The organism is Lentibacter sp. (assembly GCF_029254145.1).
Lineage (GTDB): Bacteria > Pseudomonadota > Alphaproteobacteria > Rhodobacterales > Rhodobacteraceae > Lentibacter.
Genome location: NZ_JAQWYD010000024.1, coordinates 1 through 25,254 on the forward strand (window position 1 = coordinate 1; position 25,254 = coordinate 25,254).

The 25,254-nt window shown below is 56.3% G+C and carries 21 protein-coding genes and 1 pseudogene; 17 read left to right on the forward strand and 5 right to left on the reverse strand.

Going from position 1 to position 25,254, the window contains the following annotated elements; genetic code table 11:
• Positions 1-369: 369 nt before the first annotated feature.
• From hpaR to P8O11_RS02990, 12 genes and pseudogenes are all read left to right on the forward strand, one after another.
• A complete protein-coding gene (gene hpaR, locus P8O11_RS02935) occupies positions 370-837 on the forward strand; it encodes a homoprotocatechuate degradation operon regulator HpaR (RefSeq protein WP_300291472.1) in 468 nt (155 codons plus the stop codon).
• A gap of 179 nt (positions 838-1,016) precedes the next feature.
• Positions 1,017-1,643: an acyl-homoserine-lactone synthase gene (locus tag P8O11_RS02940; protein WP_300291474.1), complete on the forward strand. Its 627-nt coding sequence runs from the start codon at positions 1,017-1,019 to the stop codon at positions 1,641-1,643.
• 45 nt (positions 1,644-1,688) lie between these two features.
• Positions 1,689-3,668 (forward strand): CocE/NonD family hydrolase, encoded by a 1,980-nt coding sequence (locus tag P8O11_RS02945; RefSeq protein ID WP_300291475.1) that lies wholly within the window; start codon positions 1,689-1,691, stop codon positions 3,666-3,668.
• A 119-nt stretch (positions 3,669-3,787) separates the two neighbouring features.
• Positions 3,788-5,371 carry an ABC transporter substrate-binding protein gene (locus P8O11_RS02950; protein WP_300291478.1) on the forward strand — a complete coding sequence of 528 codons (1,584 nt, stop codon included), beginning with the start codon at positions 3,788-3,790 and terminating at the stop codon, positions 5,369-5,371.
• A gap of 13 nt (positions 5,372-5,384) precedes the next feature.
• Positions 5,385-6,341, forward strand: coding sequence for an ABC transporter permease (locus P8O11_RS02955; RefSeq protein WP_089888149.1), 957 nt, complete (start codon positions 5,385-5,387; stop codon positions 6,339-6,341).
• Complete coding sequence (locus P8O11_RS02960; RefSeq protein ID WP_300291510.1) at positions 6,341-7,156, forward strand: ABC transporter permease; 816 nt, start codon at positions 6,341-6,343, stop codon at positions 7,154-7,156. The genes P8O11_RS02955 and P8O11_RS02960 overlap by 1 nt, the downstream gene beginning before the upstream one ends.
• A complete protein-coding gene (locus P8O11_RS02965) occupies positions 7,153-8,790 on the forward strand; it encodes an ABC transporter ATP-binding protein (RefSeq protein WP_300291481.1) in 1,638 nt (545 codons plus the stop codon). The genes P8O11_RS02960 and P8O11_RS02965 overlap by 4 nt, the downstream gene beginning before the upstream one ends.
• Positions 8,791-8,962: 172 nt before the next feature.
• Positions 8,963-9,799 (forward strand): alkaline phosphatase family protein, encoded by an 837-nt coding sequence (locus P8O11_RS02970; protein ID WP_300291483.1) that lies wholly within the window; start codon positions 8,963-8,965, stop codon positions 9,797-9,799.
• A 223-nt stretch (positions 9,800-10,022) separates the two neighbouring features.
• Positions 10,023-13,109: an Ig-like domain-containing protein gene (locus tag P8O11_RS02975; RefSeq protein WP_300291485.1), complete on the forward strand. Its 3,087-nt coding sequence runs from the start codon at positions 10,023-10,025 to the stop codon at positions 13,107-13,109.
• A 148-nt stretch (positions 13,110-13,257) separates the two neighbouring features.
• Positions 13,258-14,490 carry a TolC family protein gene (locus P8O11_RS02980; RefSeq protein ID WP_300291487.1) on the forward strand — a complete coding sequence of 411 codons (1,233 nt, stop codon included), beginning with the start codon at positions 13,258-13,260 and terminating at the stop codon, positions 14,488-14,490.
• A 254-nt stretch (positions 14,491-14,744) separates the two neighbouring features.
• Positions 14,745-16,916, forward strand: a pseudogene (locus P8O11_RS02985) (ATP-binding cassette domain-containing protein).
• The gene (locus tag P8O11_RS02990) at positions 16,913-18,103 is read left to right on the forward strand and encodes an HlyD family efflux transporter periplasmic adaptor subunit (RefSeq protein ID WP_300291489.1); all 1,191 of its coding nucleotides are present in this window, start codon (positions 16,913-16,915) and stop codon (positions 18,101-18,103) included. Before P8O11_RS02985 ends, P8O11_RS02990 begins: the two are co-directional and overlap by 4 nt.
• Here P8O11_RS02990 and P8O11_RS02995 read toward each other — a convergent pair.
• Entirely contained in the window at positions 18,100-18,855 is a 756-nt protein-coding gene (locus P8O11_RS02995) for a lysophospholipid acyltransferase family protein (RefSeq protein WP_300291492.1), read from the reverse strand. The two genes, P8O11_RS02990 and P8O11_RS02995, sit on opposite strands and share 4 nt — an antisense overlap.
• A 296-nt stretch (positions 18,856-19,151) precedes the next feature.
• On the opposite strand from P8O11_RS02995, the gene P8O11_RS03000 reads away from it, so the two are divergent.
• Complete coding sequence (locus tag P8O11_RS03000; protein ID WP_300291494.1) at positions 19,152-20,525, forward strand: MATE family efflux transporter; 1,374 nt, start codon at positions 19,152-19,154, stop codon at positions 20,523-20,525.
• 56 nt (positions 20,526-20,581) lie between these two features.
• Entirely contained in the window at positions 20,582-21,235 is a 654-nt protein-coding gene (locus P8O11_RS03005; protein WP_300291496.1) for a DUF3047 domain-containing protein, read from the forward strand.
• 14 nt (positions 21,236-21,249) lie between these two features.
• On the opposite strand, the gene P8O11_RS03010 is transcribed toward P8O11_RS03005, so the two are convergent.
• Positions 21,250-21,651, reverse strand: a complete 402-nt coding sequence (locus tag P8O11_RS03010; protein ID WP_300291498.1) for a hypothetical protein — start codon at positions 21,649-21,651, stop codon at positions 21,250-21,252.
• 19 nt (positions 21,652-21,670) lie between these two features.
• Positions 21,671-22,873 carry a pyridoxal phosphate-dependent aminotransferase gene (locus tag P8O11_RS03015; RefSeq protein WP_300291500.1) on the reverse strand — a complete coding sequence of 401 codons (1,203 nt, stop codon included), beginning with the start codon at positions 22,871-22,873 and terminating at the stop codon, positions 21,671-21,673.
• An 87-nt stretch (positions 22,874-22,960) separates the two neighbouring features.
• Here P8O11_RS03015 and P8O11_RS03020 point away from each other — a divergent pair, with 87 nt between their 5' ends.
• The 3 genes from P8O11_RS03020 to P8O11_RS03030 all read left to right on the forward strand — a co-directional run bounded on the left by P8O11_RS03020 (position 22,961) and on the right by P8O11_RS03030 (position 24,231).
• The gene (locus P8O11_RS03020) at positions 22,961-23,350 is read left to right on the forward strand and encodes a helix-turn-helix transcriptional regulator (protein ID WP_300291502.1); all 390 of its coding nucleotides are present in this window, start codon (positions 22,961-22,963) and stop codon (positions 23,348-23,350) included.
• A 2-nt stretch (positions 23,351-23,352) separates the two neighbouring features.
• The gene (locus P8O11_RS03025) at positions 23,353-23,616 is read left to right on the forward strand and encodes a succinate dehydrogenase assembly factor 2 (protein ID WP_300291505.1); all 264 of its coding nucleotides are present in this window, start codon (positions 23,353-23,355) and stop codon (positions 23,614-23,616) included.
• Between the two features lie 117 nt (positions 23,617-23,733).
• Positions 23,734-24,231 carry a winged helix DNA-binding protein gene (locus P8O11_RS03030; protein WP_300291507.1) on the forward strand — a complete coding sequence of 166 codons (498 nt, stop codon included), beginning with the start codon at positions 23,734-23,736 and terminating at the stop codon, positions 24,229-24,231.
• Here the strand turns inward: P8O11_RS03030 and P8O11_RS03035 are convergent.
• Both P8O11_RS03035 and P8O11_RS03040 read right to left on the reverse strand, forming a co-directional pair.
• Positions 24,228-25,013 carry a DUF1194 domain-containing protein gene (locus tag P8O11_RS03035; RefSeq protein WP_300291509.1) on the reverse strand — a complete coding sequence of 262 codons (786 nt, stop codon included), beginning with the start codon at positions 25,011-25,013 and terminating at the stop codon, positions 24,228-24,230. The genes P8O11_RS03030 and P8O11_RS03035 overlap by 4 nt on opposite strands.
• A 27-nt stretch (positions 25,014-25,040) precedes the next feature.
• Positions 25,041-25,254, reverse strand: a 214-nt coding sequence (locus P8O11_RS03040; protein WP_367186826.1) for a VOC family protein, incomplete at its 5' end; no start/stop codon positions are given.

A 25,254-nucleotide genomic window follows, 5' to 3' on the forward strand; every position in this document is an offset into this window, starting at 1 on the left:
CCGCCGATATACATGCCGGGGCGCAGGCGGACGTGTTCCATATCTTCGAGCACCTGAATGGAGGATGCGTCGTAGCTGTCGGGGCTTGCGCCCGCGCCGGAAAGGAGATCGTCTGACATGTACCGCTGCTCGTCTTGTTATGGGTTTTGGCTATTATGGCAGAGGAGACGTGGGCAGGGAAGTGGGCAAGGAGCATTCGTCTTTTTCTTTCCAGAAATATCTCGGGAGAGCGCGAGAGGGCAGCGCCCTCTCGCATCGGTCGGATTTGCGAAGCAAATTCGAGGCGCTGTGCGCAGCCAGAGCGGCTCTTCGCGCGCTTTGAGTGCCAAATTGCTTGCTCAAAAGCCCACATTGCGCATAAAGGAGCGCATGAGCCAAAGTGATACAGATAAACCCTGCACCGCCGCCCATCTTTTGCCAAGCACAGGGCGGTCCTTGCCGATAGCTATGTTGCGTGGACGGGAGGCTATTATGGCGCCTTACAGGCAGATGCTGTCCAAAATCGGCGTGACCGAACAGCAGTGGCGTGTGATGCGCGTGCTGGATGAGCGCGGTAGAATGGATCCGAAAGAGATTGCCGAGGCCGCTTGTTTGCTCAACCCGTCTCTGACTCGGATCATGCAGCTGCTGGAGAAGAAGGGGCTGATTGCACGCAAAGGCAACCCTGAAGATCGCCGTCGTGTGCATGTTGAAATCACAACAGTAGGGCGCGATATGTTGGTGGCGGCGCAGCCGGAAAGCCTTGAGATCGCCGAAAAGCTGCGCGCACGCGTCGGGCAAGACAAGCTGGATGAGCTTCTTGATTTGCTGAACAGCCTTGCGGAAAACGGTCTGTAGTAATTCCTGCAGTCTTTCTGAGTGGCTTTTGCTGTTTAGCTCCACCTTTGCAGCGTTAACCTTATTTTTGAGCGGGTGGGGTCGTTTTGGCTTGAAGTGCAACCTTAAGTTGTATTTCCTGAACAGGCTGCCACGAGTAAAACAGATTTCGCGCGGCAGCCTGTCTGGGGGCTTTTCATATGTGGAACCGTATTGTTGTGACCGACCGAAACAGAGGCGTTTATGGCGCGCTTGTGCATGACCATTTGCGCAAACGACGCGTGTTGTTTCACGAAAAGCTCGGGTGGGACATTCCGTGCAGTGCGCATATCGAGCAGGACCAATACGACCGCGCTGAGACAGTTTATATTCTGGTCGAGCGGGGCGGGGTTGTGGAAGGCTATGCGAGGCTTTTACCGACATTGGCGCGGGTGTCTTACGGCACTGTCGAGTTTAGCTATATGATGCGCGATGCAACGCTTAGGTTGCTGCCTGGTATTCCGCCTTCGATACTTGGCACGCGGCCTGCGCCGCAGGCGGAGGGCGTTTGGGAGATCAGCCGTGTTGAAGCTGCGGGCAGGGGGGCTTTGCAGGCGCTGTTTTTGACCATTGCAGAGTACATGGAGCAGGTGGAGGCTGTGGAACTTCTGGCGTTTACCCGCAAAAACTTTGGCGCGATTGTGCGGAGCATCGGTTTTGATGCAGCCGAGATCGGTGCGCATGTGGATTATGGTGGGCGGCCCTATTGTGCGATCAGTATGACATGGGGTGGCGCACCAGAGTCAGCCCCTGTGGCCGAAGATCTGCCGATGCGGATGGCGGGATAAGCTAGAACGCTTGACACCTGCGCAGAGCAGGCCACACTCTAAAACATGAGCGAACAAGGTTTACGAGAGATCATTGATATTCCTGATTTGGCAATAGTCATGTCTGATGGGGTGCGTCTTTCGGCGCGGGTGTGGATGCCTATTGATGCGGGGGAGGACCCTGTACCAGCAGTTTTGGAGCACTTGCCCTATCGCAAGCGCGACGGAACATGTGCGCGGGATGAGATCAGCCATCCTTGGATGGCGGCGCGCGGCTATGCCATGGTGCGGGTCGATATGCGCGGCAATGGTGACAGCTATGGCCACATGGAGGACGAGTACACCCAGCAAGAGCTACAAGATGCCTGTGAGGTGATCCACTGGCTTGCTGCTCAGGACTGGTGCAGCGGGACTGTGGGGATGCAAGGGATCAGCTGGGGCGGGTTCAACTGCCTCCAAACGGCTTATCTGCAGCCCGAGCCGCTCAAGGCGGTGATTTCGATCTGCTCCACTGTGGATCGCTTTGCAGATGACATCCACTACAAGGGCGGGTGCCTGCTCAATGAAAACCTCGCATGGTCTTCGACCATGTGGGCCTATTCCTCTCGCCCACCTGATCCCGAGTTGCGAGAGGATTGGCGCGAGATTTGGATGGAGCGGTTAAAGAGCGAGCCATTTCTGATTGCCAACTGGCTTAAGCATCAAAGGCGCGACAGTTTCTGGATGCATGGCTCTGTCTGTGAGGACTTTAGCCGCATTAAGGCCAAGGTTTTGGCCATCGGAGGCTGGGCGGACGGCTATAAGAACGCGGTCCCTGCTTTGATTGAAAACATCGAAGGCGCGAAAGGGATCAGTGGGCCTTGGGTGCATCTCTATCCACATATCGCTACGCCTGAGCCACGGATCGGCTTTCTTCAAGAGGCCAAGCGTTGGTGGGATAAGTGGCTGAAGGGGATCGAGACCGGGGTCGAGAGCGACCCTGCGTTTCGCGGCTATCTGATGGAGGGCTATCGACCCAGTCGTTTCAATGCGCCGCGGGAGGGCGTTTGGCTGGCTGATGCCACGAGCGGCGGTGAAATTTGTGAGTACCCTCTTGGCCCAGACGGGCGGCTCGGCTCCGAGGGCGGGACGCATGTCGAGATTGCCTCGCCGCAGCACTGTGGGCTCGGCGGCGGAGAGTATTACGCCATTGGCCGTGGGCCAGAGCTTTCGGACGATCAGCGGGTGGATGACCTATACTCCGCTGTTTGGACGGTGCCTGCGCTTGCGCGCTCTGTTGATATTGTGGGGCGGTCAAAGCTGCGCCTCACTTTGGCAAGTGAGACGGCGCAAGGGCAGATATGTGTGCGCCTTAACCATGTGCATCCAGACGGTGCGTGCACGCGGATCAGCTTTGGCGTGCTCAATCTGACGCATCGCGAGAGCTCGGCGGCCCCCGAGGAGATGCCGATTGGAAAGCCTGTCGAGCTTGAGATCGAGCTTGATCACATTGCCTATCGTGTGCCTGAGGGGCATCGCATTGCTGTGGCGGTATCGACAGCCTATTGGCCTTTGATCTGGCCTTCGCCAGAAGCGGGGCGTGTGACTGTGAGTGGCGGGGCTTTGCTGCTGTCTGAGCGGGCTTTGGCAGACGCCGACGAGTGGAGCTTTGAAGAGGCGACGGGTGCGGACGGTTGGCAAACAGAAGAGCTGCGCGCGCCACGCAACGAGAAGCGAGAGATTACGGACCACGAGACGGGGCTGATCACGCTGATCATCAATGACGATTTTGGCAAGCGGCGTGACAGTGCGCACGGGCTTGTGAGCGGCGGGGTGTCACGGGAGACCTGGGTGATTCACCCTGATGACCCGCTTTCGGCGCGGGGGAGCACGCATTGGACGGAAGAAACCGAACGCGACGACATAATATTGCGAACCGAAACCTTTGCGGAGATGAAAAGTGACCTTAACACCTTCTATCTGAGTGGGCGTCTTGAAGCCTATGAGAACAACGTTCTGATCTATGAGCGCGATGTTGAGGAGGCGATTGCCCGCGATATGATGTGAGAAATGCCACAAAACTGTCATGAGAAAATGCTTGCTGTCTCAGACGCAATCGGCTTTCATTGACTCAGTAATCAATAAAAGCCGCCTCGAAGCGGCGAGACTTTCAACGGGAGAAGAGAATGACCAACGAACTTGATTATCTAAAGAAACGTGTGGCCCAAGGCAAACTGTCGCGACGCGACTTTATGGGCAAGGCCAGCGCGCTGGGTGTGACGGCGGCAGCAGCCACCACAATGCTTGCAGACGCGGCCTATGCGGAAGGCCCCAAAAAGGGCGGCGTGTTTAAGCTCGGTTCTGTCGGTGGGGAAAGCACAAACTCGCTTGATCCTGCGACATATGCCAGCCAAGTGCCGTTTCACAACGGCCGCCAATTTGGCGAAACCCTTGTGGAAGTTGGTGCGGACGGCGGACTTGCGCCAAAGCTAGCGGAGAGCTTTGAGAGCTCGGCTGATGCGAAAACTTGGATGTTCAAGATCCGCAAGGATGTTGAGTTTCACAATGGCAAGACCATGACTCCAGAGGATGTGCTTCAAACGATGGAGCGCCACTCGAATGAAGACTCAAAATCTGGTGCGCTTGGCATCATGAAGGGGATTTCAAACGTCAGCATCGACGGAGATTCACTCAAAGTTGAGCTGAATGAAGCCAACGCGGATTTGCCCTATCTGATCGCGGATTATCACCTTGTGATTCAGCCAAATGGCGGCATGGACAATCCAGGGGCAGGTATCGGCACCGGGCCCTTCAAGCTTGAGGCGGATGAGCCTGGCGTGCGTCACGTGTATTCTCGGAACGAAAACTACTGGGGTGATGCGGCGAACTACGATGGCGTTGAGATCATCGTTATCAACGATGCGACGGCGCGAACGGCTGCTCTTCAGTCTGGTCAGGTCCACGCGATCAACCGCGTCGAACCAAAAATTGCGGGTCTTCTTGGGCGCGCGCCAAACTTGACGGTAAATTCGACACCAGGCCGTGGGCACTATGTATTTATCATGCATGCCGACACAGCACCTTTTGACAACAACGAGCTGCGTATGGCGCTGAAGTATGCCATCAACCGCTCTGAAATTGTTGAGAAAATTTTGCAGGGCTATGGTTCTGTGGGCAATGACATGCCGATCAATGCGGCTTATCCGCTGTTTGACGCAAGCATCCCGCAGCGTGAATTTGATCTTGCCAAAGCCGCAGAGCATTACAAAAAGTCTGGCCATGATGGCAGCCCGATCATCCTGCGCGTTGCGGATGGGGCCTTCCCGGGGGCTGTCGATGCGGCGGCGCTCTTCCAGCAGACAGCGGCACAGGCGGGTATTCCGCTTGAGATCAAGCGTGAGCCGAATGATGGCTATTGGTCAGAAGTTTGGAACAAGCAGCCGTTCTGCGCGAGCTATTGGGGCGGTCGTCCTGTACAGGACCAGATGTACACAACGGCCTATCTCTCTACGGCAGACTGGAATGACACAAAGTTCAAGAACGCCGAGTTTGACGATTTGCTTGTGAAGGCGCGTGCCGAGCTCGACACTGCCAAGCGCAAAGAGATGTACTCCAAAATGGGTATGATCGTGCGCAACGAGGGCGGCCTTATCTGCCCGATGTTCAACGACTTTGTCGATGCGGTTAGCAATGACGTTGTGGGCTGGGAAACTGACCCGAACGCAGAGCTCATGAATGGATACATCACGCATAAAACATGGCTCGCGTAAGCGAGAGAGTTTCATGCATCCGATTATAAAACTGATTGCCCAGCGGTTTACGCTGGGCATACTCCTCCTTGTCGCCGCCTCTGTGCTGATTTTCGGGTTGACCGAAGCTTTGCCCGGAGATGCGGCACAAGCCGTATTGGGGCAGGCGGCCACGCCTGAAAGCCTTGCCAACCTGCGCGAGGAGATGGGCCTTAATCGCCCGGCTACCACGCGGTATTTCGAGTGGTTTGGCGGCATCCTTCAGGGCGATATGGGGGTTTCTATTATCAACCGTCTTGATATTGCGGAAAGTGTTGGCAAGCGGCTTGGCAATACGCTGTTCCTTGCGTTCTGGGCTGCGATTGTTTCTGTCCCTCTGGCAATATTTCTGGGGCTTCTGGCCGTGCGCTATCGCAACCGCTGGCCTGACAAGCTGATCTCGGGCGTGACGCTCACGACGATTTCTATTCCTGAATTTCTGATCGGCTATGTACTGGTCTATTTCCTCGCGGTGAAGCTTGGCTTTGGCTCGGCGCTTGCGATGATCAATGATGATATGTCTCTGTGGCAAAAGCTTCAGTCGATTGTTTTGCCTGTGATGGTGCTGACGCTCGTTGTTTTGGCTCATATGATGCGGATGACGCGGGCCGCGATCCTGAATGTGATGCAATCGGCCTATATCGAAACCGCCGAGCTCAAGGGGCTCAGCGTATTCAACGTGATTGCCAAACACGCCTTTCCAAACGCGGTGAGCCCGATTGTGAACGTGGTAATGCTGAACTTGGCATACCTTGTGGTGGGCGTAGTCGTCATTGAAGTTGTCTTTGTCTATCCAGGCATGGGGCAGTTTCTGGTCGATGCGGTGACAAAGCGAGATGTGCCTGTTGTGCTTGCTTGTGGCGTGATCTTTGCGGCAATCTACATTGGGCTTAACATGCTGGCAGATATCATTTCGATCCTGGCGAACCCGAGATTGAGGCATCCTAAATGATTAAGAATATCCCTCTTTCGGCTCTCATTGGCTTGATGATCACAGGGGTCTATTTCTTTGTGGCAATCTTTGCGGGCTTTGTGGCGCCCTATGGTATGGCCGAGATTGTCGGCGATGTTTGGGAGCCAGCGAGTGCCGAGCACCTGCTGGGCACAGACAACATTGGCCGCGATCTCCTCACAAGGATGATCTATGGTGGGCAGACAACGATCTTTATTGCCACGGCGGGCACAATCCTGAGCTTTGTGACTGGGTCGACGCTTGGCTTTCTGGCCGCTGTTTTGGGTGGCTGGGCAGATCAGCTCCTGAGCCGTTTGGTTGATCTTTTGATGGCGATCCCCTCGCTTATTCTGGCGCTTGTGATCCTTGCTATGGTTCCCGTGACGGTCCCTGTGCTCATTTTGGTCATGGGATTGCTGGACGCGACACGCGTGTTCCGTTTGGCGCGCTCTGTGGCCGTCGATATCAATGTGATGGAATATGTCGAGGCCGCCAGTCTGCGCGGTGAGGGTCGGCTTTGGGTGATCTTTCGGGAGATCCTCCCAAATGCACTGAGCCCGCTTGTGGCCGAGCTGGGCCTGCGCTTTATCTTTATGGTCTTGTTTATTTCGACGCTGAGCTTCCTTGGCCTTGGTGTGCAGCCGCCGCTGGCAGACTGGGGCGGGATTGTGAAAGAAAACAAAGACGGGATTATCTATGGCATCGGGGCCGCGCTTTATCCTGCGATTGCGATTGCGACGCTGGCGATCAGTGTGAACCTTGTGGCGGATTGGGTATTGAACCGAACCACCAGCCTGAAAGGGGGCCGCGGATGACTGAAGCGTTTGTCAAAGTACGTGACCTCAAGATCGGGGCGACAGTCTATCCGCCCGGAGAAAAGCCGCATGATATCGAGATTGTGCACGGTGTTTCTTTTGATCTGCAAAAAGGAAAAGTGCTGGGCCTGATTGGAGAGTCCGGCGCTGGCAAGTCGACCATTGGCCTCGCCAGCATGGCGTATGGGCGCGGCGGCGTTGAGCTGACGGGCGGCGAAGTCTGGGTCAATGGGCGCGACATCTTGAAAACCTCCAAGGGCGATCTGCGCTCCTTGCGCGGTGGGGAAGTTACCTATGTGAGCCAGTCTGCGGCTGCGAGCTTCAACCCTGCAAAGCAGATATTGGAACAGGTTACGGAAGCTGCGATCCGACATGGGAAATTCACCAAGGCCGAGGCCGAGGCGCGCGCGATTGTACTGTTTGAAAAGCTTGGATTGCCTGAGCCTGAACGTATCGGAAGGCGCTATCCTCATCAGGTTTCGGGTGGGCAGTTGCAGCGCTGTATGACGGCGCTGGCGCTCTGTCCTGAGCCTGATCTTGTGGTGTTTGATGAGCCGACGACTGCGCTTGATGTGACCACGCAGATCGACGTTTTGATGGCCATCAAGGAGGCCATTCGCGACACTGGTGTGGCGGCACTTTATATTACGCATGATCTGGCTGTTGTAGCGCAGGTCAGTGATGACATCATGGTGCTCAAGATGGGTGAGATGGTGGAATATGGCTCCGTTGATCAGATCATCAATGCGCCGCAAGAAGAATACACCCGTGCGCTTGTCTCTGTGCGCTCGATTGACCACGAGGAAAAGCAGCCCACAAGCGAGCCTGTCCTGATTTGCGAGAATATAACGGCGCGCTACAAAGGCACGAAGTTTGATGTTCTGAAAGATGTGAATGTCGAGGTGCACCCTGGTCAGACGCTCGCTGTTGTCGGAGAAAGTGGCTCTGGAAAATCGACGCTGGCGCGGGTGATCACAGGGCTGTTGCCACAGCGCGAGGGGCGGGTGCATTTTGCGGGGCGTGACCTTAACCCTGTGATGCGCACGCGACCCCGAGAAGACTTGCGCGAGTTGCAGATGATCTATCAGATGGCGGATACTGCGATGAACCCGCGTCAAACCGTGGGGACTATTATTGGCCGCCCGCTTGAGTTTTACTTCGGGTTGCGGGGCGCCGAGAAGCAGAAGCGTATTCAGGAGCTTTTGGACGAGATCGAACTTGGTAAGGGCTTTCAGGACCGCTACCCCGCCGAACTCAGCGGGGGACAAAAGCAGCGGGTCTGTATTGCGCGCGCACTCGCAGCGAAACCAAAGCTCATTATCTGTGACGAGGTGACAAGCGCGCTTGATCCGCTCGTTGCGGACGGCATTCTGAAACTTCTACTGGATTTGCAGAAGATCGAGAATGTGGCTTATCTCTTTATCACGCATGATCTCGCAACGGTGCGGGCGATCGCGGACAGTATTGCCGTGATGTATCAGGGCGAGGTGGTGCGGTATGGCACAAAGACCGAGGTCTTGAGCCCGCCATTTGACGACTATACCGACCTGTTGCTGAGCTCTGTGCCCGAAATGAAGCTCGGCTGGCTGGAAGACGTGATTGCGAACCGCAAGATGGAAAGCGCGGGGAACTGAGAAAGGGTCGGGTTTTCGCGCGGCGAAAGCGCAACCGTGGCGAGAGAGGCTTTGCCCCTTTCAGTTTCCAAAGCTTGCTGGCTTTGGAAACCTTTCTCCCCTGAACGTTTAGAGAGAGAAAAGCTAGGCTGAACAGTTTTGAGCTGCAGACTGCGGCGAGGTAGACATAACGATGAAGCGCAAATTACTTTTGATCATTCTGGACGGGGTGCCTTTGCGCAATTTTCGCAGGCTGTTTGGCAACTTGGAAGGCTGGGTGGACAGCGGGGAGGCACAGCGCTTTGTGCACCGAGCTGTCTTGCCGTCGATTTCGGCGAGCTGCTATGCAAGCCTGCACACGGGTGTGAGCCCGCAGGTGCACGGCTGTACTGGCAACGGGAACGTCTTTCGTCTCAAAGAGGAAGATGTGTTTGCCGCTGTTCGCAAGGTGGGCGGCGTGACGGGGGCTGTGGCGCATTCGTTCTGGAGCGAGTTTTTCAACCGCCATCCTTTCGACTATGTGCGCGACATTGAATACGACGAGCCCGAGAGCGCGACGATCAACCATGGGCGCTTTCATACAATGACGGGGTATGGGCTGGTCAATCAGATGACGCCTTCTGATGTGGACCTGTTTGGGACGCTGACAAACCTATGTGCGCGTTTTGGACTGGATTATGGCATGCTGCACACCTGCACGCTCGACAGCATGGGGCACCGCTTTTTCCATGACTGTCAGGAGATGGACCATGCTTGCGCCGTCATGGACGAGATGTTGGCGCCGTTTATTCCGAAGTGGCGCGCTATGGGATACGAGATCATTGTGACGGCAGACCACGGGCAGGACGATCGTGGACATCACGGCGGCAAGGGCGACTTGCAACAACTGACGGCGCTATATTATTTTGGCGATGGGCAGGGGCCGCATCAGGACGCGGAAATCGACCAACTCCAGATTGCGCCAACTATTTTGAGCCGCTTGGGAGCCGATATTCCCGCGAGCATGACGGGGCATGTATTTTTGAAATAGCGCTCCAAGTGGGCTGTTTTGCTGGCTTTGAGAGCATAAACAGCATTTTGCTTTGTTGCAGGCGTGCAACGGAAAACCCCCTAAATATTAGGTATGACGCAGTATTTTGGGGGTTCCCCCTAAATAGACACTATTCAAATGCGTTTTTTATGGGTAACCATTGTGGCAGAAAAGCGGCGCATTCAATGACGCCGCTCATGTTGAGGCAAATGGTGGTGTAGTGATGGAACCTATTAGTTTCGTTGCCCGTGGTGGCACGGGTTCTGTTGATCGTGGAAACGTATCAGCAGACCAAAATCTTACAGCAATTCAAGCAAGTGCGGGTGGGGAGTATTCCTTTAACCTACGGCAGAGCGACATTGTTCGCTATGGCCGTGCGGGCACAAATCTTGAGATTACGCTCGTTGATGGGCGCGTGATCCTGTTGGAAAACTTTTTTGACGGCTCGGGCACACCAGTGGCTAAGCTCTACGTATCTGCGGACACATACATCAGCGAAGTGACGCTGGTCGATGGCGCCAATGGCGAGCTCTATGGCCAATACGGTGTTGCAGAGACATGGGGCAAATACGGCGCTGGCGATGATTTGATCTTCGTGGATGGCACGGAGGTCGCGCATGCGGCGATGGGCCAAGAGGAAGAGGTCTCGATGCTTGGCGCAGTTGGGCTTCTTGGCGGTCTTGGCGGCGTTGGGACTGCGGCGGCTGTTGCGGGTGGTATCGGCGTGCTGGGTGGCGTTTCTGGCGGCGGCGGTGGTGGCGGTACACCTGTTTATGTTGAACCAACCGTGAATGATGCGACAGTTGTGATCGACGGTGACGATGTGACCGAAGCGGATCAGGTTGTTGAGGTGACGGGAACGGCGCAGCCGGGGTCGCAGGTTGTTGTGACAATCGGCGAAGAGGTTGTGACAGTTGTGTCGGACGAAAACGGCGACTGGTCTGCGACATTTGCAGGTGCGACTTTCCCAGCTGATGGCGGCTATGCTGCGGGCGTTGTTATCACCGAGCCTAACGGCACGGTCACTGGCCTTGAGGGGCCGAGCGTGACAGTGGACCTCACAGGGCCAGCCATTAACTTGGCGGATGGTGTTCAGTCTACGGGTGATTTGGTGGCATCAGCTGACTACAGTGATGGTGTAGAGATTAGTGGCACGGGTGAGGCGGGTGCCGCGCTCACGGTTACCATTGGCTCAGTGACCCATGAGACAGTTGTGGGTGAGGATGGCAGCTGGTCTGTGACCTTCTCGACAAGTGAAGTCGAGGGTGGAGAATATGAGACTGATGTGACCATCGTTTCCACAGACAGCTACGGCAACTCAACCACCACGGTTGAAACTCTTGTTGTAGATACGATCAGCAACGTCACATTTGGCGGTGCGAATGGTGGTGCTGACGGAGTTATCAACGGGGGCGAGCATGGCGGCGGTGTGACTTTGACGGGCACAACACAGCCTGGCTCAAGCATTGTTGTGACGCTGGATGGCGTTCAGCAAAATGCTACAGTCGATGCGCAGGGCAACTGGACGGTTCGTTACAGTTCGAGTGAGGTGCGCACCGGAGACTACACAGGCAATGTCAGCGTGACGGCCACAGACGCTGTCGGCAACAGCTCAAGTACAACTGGCACTGTCGAGTTTGACACGTTGGTTGAAAACTACATGATCAATACGACCACTGGCGGTAGCGACAATGTTGTGAGTGCGTCAGAAGCGCTAAACGGCGTGAATTTTGGCGGAACGGTGGAGCCTGGTTCCACAGTTATGGTCAACTTTGCAGGGATCGATCGCGCTGCAAACGTGGCGGCCAATGGCAGCTGGACTGTGAGCTACTCAGCAGGCGAAATCCCACAATCAAACGGCAGCACGTTTACTATGACCGCTGTGGCGACAGACGGGGCTGGCAACAGCTCGACGCTGACGCAGGGTGTGGTTGTGCGTGGCACGTCGGATGCGGGAAATCTGGTTCAGGTTCAGATGGGCACGGCCACCGTAAATGTTGTGACGGACGCAAGCGGCAACTGGACAGCCAACTTTGGCGCGAGCCAGATCGCTGGCGGACAGTATACGGCGCCAATTACGGCCACAACAACGGACGCGGCTGGCAACAGTCGCACCGTGACTGGCTCTGTTGAAGTCGATACCGAAGTGCGCAACCTTGGCGTCTCGGTGGATAATGTCACCACAGACAACGTGATCAACGGCGCTGAGCGCGACGATGGCGTGACGTTTAGCGGCACAACAGAAGCAGGCTCGACCTCGGTTGTTGTGACAATTGACGGTGTGTCGCGCAATGCGACAGTCAATTCTGCAGGGAATTGGTCTGTGACCTTCCCCAAAAACGATCTGCCAGATGCGGAAGACACTTATCAGCTCCAAGTGGCTGTGACGGATCGCGCAGGTAACACGGCGACAGCGTCACGCGATGTCGAGTTTGACACCTTCGTCAACGCATTGTCAGGCGGGGCTGTTCAGGAAGGCAGCAACACTGTTTTCAATGCCACTGAAATCCGTGATGGGATTACCGTCTCTGGCCAAGTCGAGGCCGGCTCTACTGTGACGGTCGATTTTGGCGGTGAGACCTATAACGCCACGGTTGATGCCAACGGGAACTGGACGCTTGATCTGCCTGCCTCGGCCTTCTCGGCGGAGGAGTACAGTGCTGATCTGGTGGTTAATGCTCGTGATGCAGCCGGCAACGTGGACAGCCTCACGCAGACCATCGATATTGATGCAGCGCTACCAGATACGCCTGAAATCTTTGCGGAAACGAGTGTCGATGACGGTTATGCGGCTGTTTGGGTGCAAGATAGTGTGGATACACAAGCGGTGTATGAGGTGGCGCAAGACAATAGTGTTACGCTGATTGCGGATGAAAACGGTGCGGCGCGTGTTGGCGGCAATAACGTCTTCGGCTTTGACCGCACTGTTCCAGATGGGTCGCACCTTGTTGTGTCCGCCACGGATGATGCGGGCAACGTTTCAAGTACCCTTATGGCACTGGATGATCCGGGCAACTCCAATATCGACATGAGCAGTGTCAACACGGGGCTTGCTGGCCTTGAAATCGAGGCGATTGATCTGACCTTTGCGGAAGATACAAATCTGACGCTCTCGCTGGATCAGATCGAGGCCTTTGCGGAGAATTCGACCACCTTGGCAATCCATGGCGGGGATGACGACACAGTCAACATCACTGGCGCGGTCAAGACAACGGCGATTGTCAGCGAAGGTGGACAGACATATGATGTCTATACCATCGGTGATGACCACACTGTGTTGATCGACGACGATGTCACGGTTGTGATTTAAGATTTGAGCATGGGCGCGCGTGTTTGGCGCGCCCCCGTTCACCCAAAATTATAACGCCTAATAAAAAACGGGGCGATCTATGGGGCAGAACCTATTGGGCCTAAGGGCCACGAGTGCAATTTTAATGGTTACCTTGATGAGCGGTTGCATGTCGGGTTTGCCAGAGGTGAGCCGCTTTAAAGCGGCGGATCTTGATACGCAGGCTGTGCAGAAGCGGGAAAAGGAAGCGGCGGAGTCGCTTGTGATTTCTTCTCTTCAGGCACGGCAAAGCGTTTTGCCCAGAGGCAGCGCATTTGAACGCGTTGCCACGCCTGTCTTGGCGGCCAATTCACGCGCGGCAGAGAGCGAGCTGCGCTCGGCCCGACTGCGCGCTGAGGCGCAATCAAAGAACGGGCTGCCCACATTGGGGCCAAGTATTTCCCTCACATCGTTAAGTGATGCAGTGGCCAGCATCGTGCTCGACACTGTGCTTTACTCGGGCGGGCGCAAGAAGGCCGAGCGCGAGTTTGCCAAGTCCGATGTGGAAGTGGCGGCTGTGAACTTGTCGATTGATACAAACGAGCGCGTGCATACGGCGTTGATGCTTTATCTGCGTGGGCAAGAAGCACGCGAGACGGCCACTATGCTCGGCGGTGCGCTTGAGGATATGAAGCATTTTGGATGGATCATGACGGAGCGGGTCAAGGGCGGGGTATCAGATATGTCTGACCTTAGCGTGATACGTCACAAGCTTGCAAAGATGCAGGCACAATTTAACGCTGAAACCGAGATTGCTCTGGCCTCTGTGGCCGAGCTCAATGCTATGTCTGTGAAAAAGCTGGGCGAGGTCGAGGGTATCACACAGCTTGAGGTGAGCCGCTACAGCGCGCAGCCTTTGGAAGTCTTGTTGTCAGAAGCCGAGAAGGGCCGTTCGATCGCCAATGCGCAGATTGACCGTGCAGGCTATTTGCCCACAGTTTCGGCTTCTGTGTCTTCAAACGGGGGAGGTCTGACTGGAAACGTTGCGCCAACCAACCCAATCGGGATCGGTATGGGCGCCAATCTTGAAGCCATCACCGCGACGGAAGAGGCCGCGGGCCGCCGTGTGGCACAATCACAGGAGGAAGCCAACCGTCGCCTTGCCAAGCAAGAGGCCGAAACCGCTGCACTCAACCGTCAGCTTGCTGAAGCGCGTGCTTTGACGGGGGGAGCAAAGGCCAACCTTGATTTGTTTCAGAGCCAGTATGATGCGGGCCAGAGACAGGTGATGGATGTGGTTGGAGTTTATGAAACGTATGCAGCACAGGCGGAGAGCGAGATTGCCGTCAAATACGATCTGGTACGTGCGCGGCTTGATATGGCCAAGGACCTTGGTCTCTTAGCGGATGGGGACGACATTTGACCCAGAAGAAGCCGCTTTCGCTGACAATCAAGGCTGGCGGGAAGGCCAAGCTAAAATCTGTCGCCAATCAGACGGCGCCTGCTCCTATGTAAAAGGTGGTGCCTGAGCGGGAGCCTGCCATAGAGCAGAAGGCTAAGCCCCGGATCGAGCGGCGGGTGGTGGATGACGAGGGGCACGCGGTGCGTGTTGCCGCCGAACGGGCCGCTGAGCGCGGCAAGACGCCTGTTATCGGCCAGATTAAGCCCATGAAAGTGATGGCGCGGCCAGCGAATGCAGCGCCCTCTGTTGTGCCTTTGGCAGCCGCCCCGAAAGGCGAGCGGCTCAAGGCGAGGGCAGAACTTGCGGCGACCTAAGCAGGGATTTTGGGTGTGGCTTGCGTGGCGCGTGATTTGCTCGAAGGTATGGAGCACCGCACAAGCGAAGCGGATGTTGCGCAGCCGAGTATTTTGGCTGAAGCCTTGCAAAAGCAGGGGCTGAACACCTCTGTCGAGACTGTCAACCACGCGATCAATGCGGACTGGCCTGCGCTTGCTGTGATGACGAGTGGACAGTTTTTACTTGTCATGGGCGAGGAAGACTCAGCGCTCGTGATCTATGACAAGACCTGCCCTGACAATCGCGCGCTTGTGCCTTTGGGAGAGTTTGAACCCTATTTCACAGGGCTTGTCGTGAAAGCTGAGGCCGAGCTGAAGCAGATCAGCCGTGCGCATACCCCCGAAACACGTTTACCACATTGGTTCTGGGGTCAGTTCGGCCGCTTTCGTCGCGCTTTTGGCGAGGTGGTGCTCGGATCGCTCGTCGCCAACCTGCTGGCTGTGGCTGTGGCGCTCTTTAGTTTGCAGGTCTATGACCGCGTGATCCCGCATCAGAGCGAGGCGACCCTTTGGGTGCTGGCCGCTGGGGCGGGTCTTGCCATTATTATGGAAGCTCTTCTCAAGATTGCGCGTGCGCGCCTTATGGACGGGGCGGGGCGGCAGATCGAACTTGGGGTGCAGAAGCTGTTGATGGATCGCATCCTTGGCATGCGCAGCGAACGGGCGGGGCAAGAGCCAAGCCAGCTTTTCAGCTCGATGCGCGAGTTTGGCTCTGTGCGAGAGTTTTTTACCGCCTCTACTGCCGGGGCGCTGGCGGATATCCCGTTTATTTTTGTTTTTCTCCTGCTGGTGGCCTCCATCGCAGGAAACGTTGTCTGGGTGCTCGTCCTTGGTGGTATTCTGATGGTTCTTCCTGGGTTTTTCCTCCAGAAAAAAATGATCCGGCTGACCAAAGAAACGCAAGGGGCGAGCGCCAAGGCAAGCCGGATGTTGCATGAGACGATATTCGAGCTTGATACTGTTAAAACACAGCGATCAGAAGACCGTATCCGTCGCCTTTGGGAAGAGCTGACAGCCTTGTCTGCGCTTAAGTCGAGCGAACAACGAAAGCTTGCTTCAGCTCTGACGTTCTGGTCTCAGGGCGTGCAGCAAGCGACTTATGTTTGTGCTGTGATTATGGGGACTTACCTCGTTTTTGCAGGTGATTTTACCGTTGGTTCTATCATTGCTGTCGGGTTGTTAACGGGCCGTACGCTTGGGCCTTTGACCCAACTTACAGGAACGATGGCCCGTTGGGGCAATGTTAAGGCTGCGCTCGATGGACTCCATGCTATTGCTGATGCGCCACAGGATCGCGCTGAGGGGCGCAGTTATTTGCGCCGTGAGAGCCTCGCAGGGGCGTATGATATGCATGAGATGCGCTTTCAGTATGACGAGGGCGGCAAGCCGCAGCTCGATGTGGCCGCCTTGCAGCTGAAGGCTGGAGAGGCTGTGGCTGTTCTTGGCTCCAATGGTTCGGGAAAATCGACGCTTCTGAAGGTATTGGCGGGGCTATATGCCCCGACGCAGGGCCGTGTTTTGCTTGATGGTATGGAAATGGGGCAGATCGATCCCCGCGACTTGCGCCGTATGGTTGGGTATCTCGGCCAAGAGGTGAAGCTTTTTGCAGGGACGCTCAGGGACAATCTCAATCTCAACATGTTGGAGCGCGATGATGCGCGCTTGCTTGAGGCGCTCGATTTTGCGGGGCTAGGGCCGTTTGTGAAGAACCACGCCAAGGGGCTTGATCTGGATATTCGTGATGGCGGATCAGGGCAGTCAATTGGTCAGCGCCAGTCTATCGGCTGGGCGCGGCTCTGGCTGCAGAACCCCAAGATTTGCTTGCTGGACGAGCCGACGGCGGCACTGGATCAGACGCTTGAAAAGGTTCTTGTGGACCGTTTGCAGACTTGGCTCAAGGGGCGCACGGCTGTCATTGCGACGCATCGGGTTCCGATTTTGCAGCTGACCACGCGCACATTGATTTTGCAAAACGGTCGTATGGCTGTGGATGGGCCGCGCGATCAGGTTTTGGCGCATCTCAATAAGGGTGCAGGAGGCGGGGCAGCATGAATGCAGCGACATCAACCAATCTTGCGGGGCAACTCAGCGTCAAGATGCGTGGGCCGAGCCTGACCATCTGGCTCTGTGCTGCGACTGTATTTATCTTTATTTTGTGGGCTGCTTTTGCATGGGTTGACGAGATTGTGCGCGCGGATGGTGAGATGATTTCATCTTCTCGACCGCAGATCATCCAGAACCTTGAGGGCGGTATTTTGGCCGAGCTTCTCGTGAAGGAAGGGCAGGTTGTGGCCGAGGGTGATGTGCTTGCACGCCTCAGAGGCACGCAGTTCCAATCTTCGGTTGATGATTTGCAAGACCAGATCATTGCGCTTGATATTCGCCGTCTGCGGCTGGAGGCCGAGCTGGAGGGGCGCCATGAGTTTGGTGTGCCTGAAGCTTTGCAGGTGCGCAGCCCAGAGATTGTTGCCTCTGAGCGAGCACTATTGGTGGCGCGCCAGACCGAGTATGCGACAGCGCGTGAGGGCGCGCGCCAAGTCCTTGCGCAGGCGGAGCAGGAAAAGCAGCTTATGGAAGATCTTCTCAAGAAGAAGATTGTGGCGTTGATCGAAGTGACGCGGGCGCGCAAGGCTTATGCCGACGCCAAGATCCGCCATGACGAGATTGTCACCAAGACAGGGCTTGAGCGGGCTGAAGAATACTCTGACACGCTCAAGGAAATCGCGACGCTGAAACAGGGTTTGAAGTCGGGACAGGACCAGCTTAGCCGCACCACGCTGCGCGCGCCGTTGCGCGGGATCGTCAACGGGCTTGCCGTGACAACGATTGGCGGGGTTGTACGCCCTGGTGAGGAGATATTGCAGATCATCCCGCTGGATGAAGAGCTTTTTGTCGAGGCGCGGGTGCAGCCCAAGAACATCGCCAATATCCGCCGTGGGCAGGAGGCGACTGTGAAGCTATCGGCTTATGATTACACGATATATGGCTCGCTCAAAGGCGAGGTGGATGTGATTTTGGCAGATACGTTCAAGGACGAAAATGCGCGCGATCCTGATGCTTCGGCGCATTATAAAGTGACTGTGAAAGTCGATATGAGCCAGCTCAATGCGCGCCAGAGCCGCATTGAAATCCGCCCCGGAATGCAGGCCAATGTGGAGCTGCACACGGGGGCTAAGACCGTTCTGACTTATTTGCTCAAGCCGCTCTACAAATCACGCGAAGCTTTCCGCGAGCCTTAAGCACCGCTCTCAAAGATCGCCGACATTGCGGCGTGAAGGCGTGCGAGATCGGCTTCGACCGAGGCCGAGGAATCGCAGTAAAACGGTGGCAAAACCTTGAGCGTTATCAAGCCGCTATGGGGCAAAAGCTTACCGCGTGGCAGGAGGGTGTCGGAGCCTATTATGACGATCGGGCGGATGCTGCGGCCTGTGGCGCGGGCGACGACGATGGCGCCTGCTTTGAAGGGGCCGAGGGAAGCAGAAGTGACGCGTGTGCCCTCTGGAAAGAGCACAACAGAGCGGCGCGCTGGCATGGTTTCAACTGCGGATGTCAGAGTTTCCATGGCGACCTTGCCGCTCTGGCGGTCGATCTCGACAAGCCCAGCGCCTTTGAAACCTGTGCTGAGCAACGCCGCGTCCCAGAGCTCTTTTTTGGCCGCGAAGGTGAACCATTTGCTATCAGGAATGGCGTCCATTAGCGTGACGCCGTCAAGGTGGCTTCGGTGGTTGATGACGATCAGGCTGTCGGTGTCATGGGCCAGTGTTTCTTGATCTTTTTGCGAGATTTCCACACGGATGCTAAGCAGCATTAGCAGGCGCGAGCAGGCGCGTTTGACGGTACGCCAATACCAGCCGCGAAAGCCTTTCCGGCGCGCGCAGAGGAGCGGCACAAAGCCGATGTAGAGGAAATAGACAGGGCCTAAAACCACGAGCAATATGCGTTTCGCGAGCCTTAAGGGGAGAGGCTCAAGCGGGTTTGGAGTGTGTGTCATATGGGGGTGGGCCTCTGGGTTGCGCAGCGTCACCCTCTAAAGCGCAAAGGCGGTATAGACACAATCTTAAACAGCACGGGCAGACCAACCTTAAGGCGCGGTGAAGGCGGCGTTTTGATGTCTTAACAGGCCTAAACCACTGTGATTCTAGGGGGCTGAAAAGCGTGCACAAGGCGTGCACAACCCGTGCACCGCCTGAAACAGGTGTTTGTTAACGCAAAATTAGGTAACGCAGCGCGCGCTGTGTTGATGTGACAAGTCTTGCCCCGCCTTCCTGCGCCGCGTAGGTCTTGTTTATGACCCAGACAACGCGTGACCACATCAAAGCTTATCTCGTGCTTGGGCTGCCGCTTGTTGGCAGCCATGTGGCGCAGATGATGATCACGCTGATCGATACGCTGATGCTTGGCTGGTATGATGTCGACGCTTTGGCAGCACAGGTCTTGGCGGGGACGATGTTCTTTGTCTTTTTCATCTTTGGATCGGGCTTTGCCTGGGCAGTGATGCCAAAGGTTGCGACAGCGGAAGGCGCGGGCGATGAGCGTCAGGCGCGGCGGGTCACGCGGATGGGGCTTTGGGCCTCGATCATGTTTGGTGTCGCTGTGATGCCGTTCTTTTTGTTTGCTGAGCATGTGCTTTTGGCTTTGGGGCAAGCGCCCGAGCTAGCGGCTATGGGAGCGGATTATCTGGCGATTGCAGGCTGGGGCATATTTCCGGCGCTGATGGTGATGACGCTTAAGAGCTTTCTGGCGGCGTTGGAAAAGACGCAGGCTGTGCTCTGGATCACGGTGGCGGCGGTCTTTGCCAATGCGCTGGTGAATTACATGCTTATTTTTGGAAATTGGGGTGCGCCTGAACTTGGCATTGTTGGTGCGGCGTGGGCTTCGCTTGTGGTGCAGCTGCTGTCGTTGGTGCTGATCATGGCTTACGCGCAATGGGCAACGCCTGAGCACCAGCTTTTTGTGCGCTTTTGGCGCGCGGATTGGGAAGCATTTGGTGAGGTTTTCAAGCTTGGCTGGCCGATCGGGATTACCGCTCTGGCCGAGGTCGGACTGTTTGCGGCGAGTTCTGTGATGATGGGCTGGATCGGGACACTGCAGCTTGCGGCGCACGGGATTGCGATGCAGGTGATTTCTCTCGCGTTTATGGTGCATCTGGGCCTGAGCAATGCGGCCACCGTGCGCGCGGGGCGAGCCTTTGGGCGCGGGGAGATCGGTGCCCTGCGACACGGAGGCTATACTGTCTTCGGGATGTCGATGATTTTTGCGAGCCTAGCTGTTGTTGTTTTTCTTGTGATGCCTGAGCTGCTTTTGAGCGCGTTTTTGGATCCGAGTGACCCTGATGCGCCGGCTGTGATGGCGATTGGCGTCGGGCTTATGGCGGCCGCAGCGCTGTTTCAGCTCGTGGATGCGGCGCAGGTCATGGCGCTTGGGGTGTTGCGCGGGGTTCAGGATACGCGCGTGCCTATGGTGATCGCAGGGATCGCGTATTGGATTATTGGTGTCCCTGTCTCCTATCTCTTGGGGGTGACCTTCGGGCTGGGCGGTGTCGGGATATGGCTCGGGCTGGCGGTCGGGCTGGCCGTCGCGGCTGTGCTATTGATCTGGCGGTTTTTACGCTGGCGGCCAAAGCCGGATCACTCAACTGTGAGGCCAGCGGAGCAAGCTTGATTTGCTTTCGTGCGTTTGCAGCATAGGCTCGTTTGTGAAGCCAACAGGAGCCTGAAATGCGCCAGTTCATTAGAAATTGCCTTGTTTTTGCTTTTGTTCTGGCCTTGCCGATGAAGGCCTCTGCCGAGGCGGTGAGCTTTGATGCAGGGTGGAAGCACCAGAAGTTCTCGCTGTTTTCCAAGAATGACTATGGCTATGGCGGGCGCAGTCTGAGCATCGGCTCTGAAGGGTCTGTTTCGCTGATCCATAAGCCCTTGCCAGAGGCGCTATGGGGCAGCACTTCTGCCGCTTGGTCATGGGCCGTGGAGCGCTCTGTGCCTGCGACAGACCTACGCAACAAGGGCGGGGACGACCGCAATATCGCGCTATATGCGGTATTTATGCCCCGCGCCGAGGCGTCGCGGCTGAAGGGGGCGTCAGTGACCAAGCTTCTGGGCAATGATCAGGTCCGCGTTTTAGTCTATGTTTGGGGCGGATCGCACAAACGCGGCGCATCTTTGGCCAGCCCCTATCTGGGGGCGCGCGGGAAGACAGTTGTTTTGCGTGGCGCAGGGACGGGGGCGCATAATGAAAACGTCGACTTTGCCGCTGACTACAAGCGGGCCTTTGGGGGCGCGCCTGAAGCACTTGTCGGCTTTGCTGTGTCGGCGGACAGCGACGACACAGACAGCACGATTGTCGCGAAGATGAGTGGGCTTACCGTGAAGTGAGCTAATGCGCTGCGTTAGTCTTGCAGCAGGCGCTCGGACTTTTTGCGCACAAGGGTTGTACGCAAGTCATGCATTGCGAGAAGAATCGCGTCAGTGACGGCTTCGAGCTGCTCATCCGTGGCTTTGGACTGTGCCCACTGGGTTGTGGTGTTGAGATAGTCCACCGCGCGGTGAATATCATCGATGTCGCGGTAGGCGAGAAGGCGATTGCGCTCTTCCATCCACTGTTTGATGGCGGCCAAGTCTTCTGGTGTGAGCTCGCGCCCGCCGTGGGGCTTGATTTCACCATTGCGAATATTGACCACAGCGATCTGGTCCATTTCGATACGGCGCTGACGGTTTTCGGTATCGACCCGAAAGACGAAAGCGCCGTTGTCACGAACACGGAAGTAATATGGTGGCAGTTCGGCGACCATGTATTTTCCTCAGATTTCTTTAGGTCAGTGACGCACAGAATGCCTGAATACGGGTGCAGGCGTCAACCAATGCTTCGTCTGATGTGGCATAGCTGATGCGAAATGCGGGGCTGAGACCGAAGGCTGCGCCGAAGACCACGGCGACACCCGTTTCGGAGAGAAGCGCTGTTGCGAAGGCTTCGTCCGTATCAATCTGGGTTCCTTGGGCCGATGTCTTGCCTATGAGCCCTGCAATCGACGGGTAAACGTAAAATGCGCCTTCGGGCTTAGGGCAGGTGATGCCTTCGCAGGCGTTCAGCATATCGACCACAAGATTGCGACGGCGGGTGAAGACTGCATTGTTCTCTGCAATAAAGTCATGGCTGCCATTGAGCGCTTCAAGGGCGGCCCATTGGGCGATTGAGTTCGGATTTGAAGTGGATTGGGACTGGATTTTGCGCATGGCGCCGATTAGCTCGACGGGGCCTGCGGCGTAGCCTATGCGCCAGCCTGTCATGGCATAGGCCTTGGAGACGCCGTTGCAGGTGAGCGTGCGATCATAAAGCTTGGGTTCGACTTGCGCAGGGGTGCAGAATTTGAAGCCGTCAAAGGCGAGGAATTCATACATGTCGTCGGACATGATCCAGACATGGGGGTGACGCAGGAGCACATCCGTAAGGGCTTTTAGCTCGTCCCATGTATAGCCCGCGCCTGTGGGGTTTGAGGGGGAGTTGAAGATAAACCACTTGGTCTTGGGTGTGATCGCGGCCTCAAGCTCTTCGGGCATGAGCTTATATGCGTTTTCGGCTTTGGCGGCGGCAATCACGGGTGTGCCGCCTGCCAGCAGGACCATATCGGGGTAGCTGACCCAATAGGGCGCGGGGATCAGGACTTCGTCACCTTCGTTCAGGGTGGCCATGAGCGCATTGTAAAGGATTTGCTTGCCACCTGTGCCGATCGAAACCTGAGCAGGCGTGTACGAGAGGCCGTTGTCACGCGCGAGCTTGTCGCAGACTGCCTGCTTCAGCTCGGGGATACCGTCAGGGGCGGTGTATTTGGTCTTGCCTGCATTGATCGCGGCGATTGCGGCGGCTTTGATATGATCCGGGGTATCAAAGTCGGGCTCGCCGGCCGACAGGCTGATCACGTCTTGCCCAGCGGCCTTCAGTTCGCCCGCTTTTGTGCTGATTGCGATGGTGGGCGACGGTTTGACGCGGGAAAGGGTCTTGGACAGGAAGGACATGGGCATAAACCTAGTTTGCATTGGGTTGCAGAAGTCTTAGGTTGGAGAGTGAAGCGGATCAAGGAAGATCGGCGGATTAGGAGAGATATGTCTGACGAGATGACAAAAGACTGGTTTGACCCCGAAACATCTACCTTTGGGGACCGCGTTGCAGGCGCCCGTGAGGCGGCGGGGATGACCCAGAAACAGCTGGCCAAGCGCCTTGGTGTGAAACTCGTGACGCTCCAGAACTGGGAAAACGACATGGCGGAGCCACGCGCCAACCGTTTGAGCATGTTGGCGGGTATGGTGAATGTCTCGATGATGTGGCTTCTGGACGGGACTGGCGACGGCGTCGAGCCCGTCATGAGCGAGACACGCGAAGACAAGGATATGAACGAGATACTGGCCGAGATCGTTGATCTTAAAAGCCGTGCTTTGCGAACAGCGAACCGTCTCGGGGCGCTGGAAAAGAAACTTCGTAGTTGGGTGGACTGAGAATGACTGAAGAATCGCACGAGCACCGCCTGAAGCGCCTCAGAATGCGGTCCATGCGGCGCGGCATTAAAGAGATGGATCTGATTTTGATGCGCTTTTCGGAGGCACGGCTTGCCGAAATGAACCCTGAGGCGCTTGATTTGTACGAAAACCTTCTCGAAGAAAATGATCATGATTTGTATCAGTGGGTAAGCGGGCAAACGCCAGCTCCACAAGGCCTTGCGGGTCTGATTGAAGAGATTGCCGAGCATGTTTCTGCGCGCTGACAGGGCGCGCGGAAACGCCATCTAGATTGCATTTTATCAAATACCCTCTGGGTTTAACTTATTTTTCGGCTTTTTAGCTCAGGTTCTCCGTTGAGCAGTTTCGACGGAGACAAAAGAATGAGCTTTCAAATGCAAATGGGAAACGGGCCTGAAGCCAGTTTCATGTCAGGATACCTGGAGGCGCTCGCACTTGTAGAGCGTTTGCACAGGCTCCTGCTGGACGTCATCAAGGACGAGTTCGAGCGGGGTGGAGTGTTGGAGATCAACGCGGTGCAGGCACTCTTGCTTTTCAATATTGGCGACAACGAAGTGACGGCGGGGGAATTGAAGACCCGTGGTTACTATCAGGGCTCCAATGTCAGCTATAATCTCAAGAAGCTTGTTGAAATGGGCTATATGCACCATCAGCGATGCGAGATTGACCGACGCCCTGTGCGCGTCAAGCTGACGCCTGAGGGGCGCAGAATTCATAAGGTCGTGGCCGAGTTGTTCCAGCGCCATGCCGATGGCTTGGTCAACAAGCAGGTGCTTAGCCATCAGGGTCTGGAAGACATTACGAGCGCCCTTAAGCGTATGGAGCGCTATTGGGCAGACCAGATCCGCTACATTTACTAAGGCTGAGCAGAGCCGGGGACAAGAGGTAGAGCGATACGGGCAGGGCGCACCAGAGACGGTGCGCCCTTTTCGTTGGGCGAAGGTTGGAACTGGTTTTGCGAGAAAAAGCCAGGGGCGACTTCGCGCTCGAGCTTGCGGGCCATGGCGCGCTCAAAGTCACGAAAACCTTGGGCGACTTGCAAGAAAGCGCCTGCGCCGTGGAGCACTTCTTTTTGGTAGTAGGGGACGAGGTCGGTTTCACCTTCGTGGTCGGCGCCGTTGATCACGAGCCCGTTGACTGTGACGCCCTCAAAATTGAAAGCGTTGTAGGCGTCGCTTGGTTGGAAGCCTTCGTTTGTGACGCCATCGCCTGAAATGTCGATTGTTTTGGCGTCACAGGCGGGTGCGCGCTCAAGGAGACCTGCGGCGTGGCCCAAGGCATAGCCCATAGCTGTCGGGAATTCGTCATAGCTGCGCTCAAAGCGAGCGACTTTTTCAGCGACATAAAGAAGGTGTGCGCGCGAGCGGATCATCACCCAGTCTAGGACCATGACCTGATTGTAACGGCCCGACCATTCAAAGATCGCGAGGGCGACGGGGCGAGGCGAGGCGAGAAAGGCGCGCACAACATCAGGGGATATCAGCGCGGAGGCGAGGCCACCGCTTTGCAGCGCATATTCGCCTTGATCGACGGAAGAGGAGACATCAATCGCAAGCACCAAAGCAAGGCGGCAGCCCTCGGTTTGGGCCTCGGCGATAAGGGGCGCGAGGCTCAGGGCGAGGGCTGCCAGAGATTTGATCATGCGATGCGATCCTTTACCATTCGGCTGTTACCATTTGCCGGTGTTGTCCATGCTGGCCCAAGGCTCGGCGGGGGCGAGCGGCTCACCTTTTTGCAAGAACTCAATGCTGACATTGTCGGGCGAGCGCACAAAGGCCATGCGCCCGTCGCGGGGGGGGCGGTTGATTGTGATGCCATTGTCCTGCAAGTGCTGGCACATGTCGTAGATATTTTCGACCTCATAGGCGAGGTGGCCAAAGTGG

Coding starts and splice junctions, on each gene's coding strand:
- P8O11_RS02945 (WP_300291475.1), top strand. CDS start 1,689: ATGAGCGAACAAGGTTTACGAGAGATCATTGATATTCCTGATTTGGCA.
- P8O11_RS02980 (WP_300291487.1), top strand. CDS start 13,258: ATGTCGGGTTTGCCAGAGGTGAGCCGCTTTAAAGCGGCGGATCTTGAT.
- P8O11_RS02965 (WP_300291481.1), top strand. CDS start 7,153: ATGACTGAAGCGTTTGTCAAAGTACGTGACCTCAAGATCGGGGCGACA.
- hpaR (WP_300291472.1), top strand. CDS start 370: ATGAGCCAAAGTGATACAGATAAACCCTGCACCGCCGCCCATCTTTTG.
- P8O11_RS02940 (WP_300291474.1), top strand. CDS start 1,017: ATGTGGAACCGTATTGTTGTGACCGACCGAAACAGAGGCGTTTATGGC.
- P8O11_RS02975 (WP_300291485.1), top strand. CDS start 10,023: ATGGAACCTATTAGTTTCGTTGCCCGTGGTGGCACGGGTTCTGTTGAT.
- P8O11_RS02955 (WP_089888149.1), top strand. CDS start 5,385: ATGCATCCGATTATAAAACTGATTGCCCAGCGGTTTACGCTGGGCATA.
- P8O11_RS03015 (WP_300291500.1), bottom strand. CDS start 22,873: ATGTCCTTCCTGTCCAAGACCCTTTCCCGCGTCAAACCGTCGCCCACC.
- P8O11_RS03020 (WP_300291502.1), top strand. CDS start 22,961: ATGTCTGACGAGATGACAAAAGACTGGTTTGACCCCGAAACATCTACC.
- P8O11_RS03030 (WP_300291507.1), top strand. CDS start 23,734: ATGAGCTTTCAAATGCAAATGGGAAACGGGCCTGAAGCCAGTTTCATG.
- P8O11_RS02970 (WP_300291483.1), top strand. CDS start 8,963: ATGAAGCGCAAATTACTTTTGATCATTCTGGACGGGGTGCCTTTGCGC.
- P8O11_RS02950 (WP_300291478.1), top strand. CDS start 3,788: ATGACCAACGAACTTGATTATCTAAAGAAACGTGTGGCCCAAGGCAAA.
- P8O11_RS03025 (WP_300291505.1), top strand. CDS start 23,353: ATGACTGAAGAATCGCACGAGCACCGCCTGAAGCGCCTCAGAATGCGG.
- P8O11_RS03000 (WP_300291494.1), top strand. CDS start 19,152: ATGACCCAGACAACGCGTGACCACATCAAAGCTTATCTCGTGCTTGGG.
- P8O11_RS03005 (WP_300291496.1), top strand. CDS start 20,582: ATGCGCCAGTTCATTAGAAATTGCCTTGTTTTTGCTTTTGTTCTGGCC.
- P8O11_RS02995 (WP_300291492.1), bottom strand. CDS start 18,855: ATGACACACACTCCAAACCCGCTTGAGCCTCTCCCCTTAAGGCTCGCG.
- P8O11_RS03010 (WP_300291498.1), bottom strand. CDS start 21,651: ATGGTCGCCGAACTGCCACCATATTACTTCCGTGTTCGTGACAACGGC.
- P8O11_RS02990 (WP_300291489.1), top strand. CDS start 16,913: ATGAATGCAGCGACATCAACCAATCTTGCGGGGCAACTCAGCGTCAAG.
- P8O11_RS03035 (WP_300291509.1), bottom strand. CDS start 25,013: ATGATCAAATCTCTGGCAGCCCTCGCCCTGAGCCTCGCGCCCCTTATC.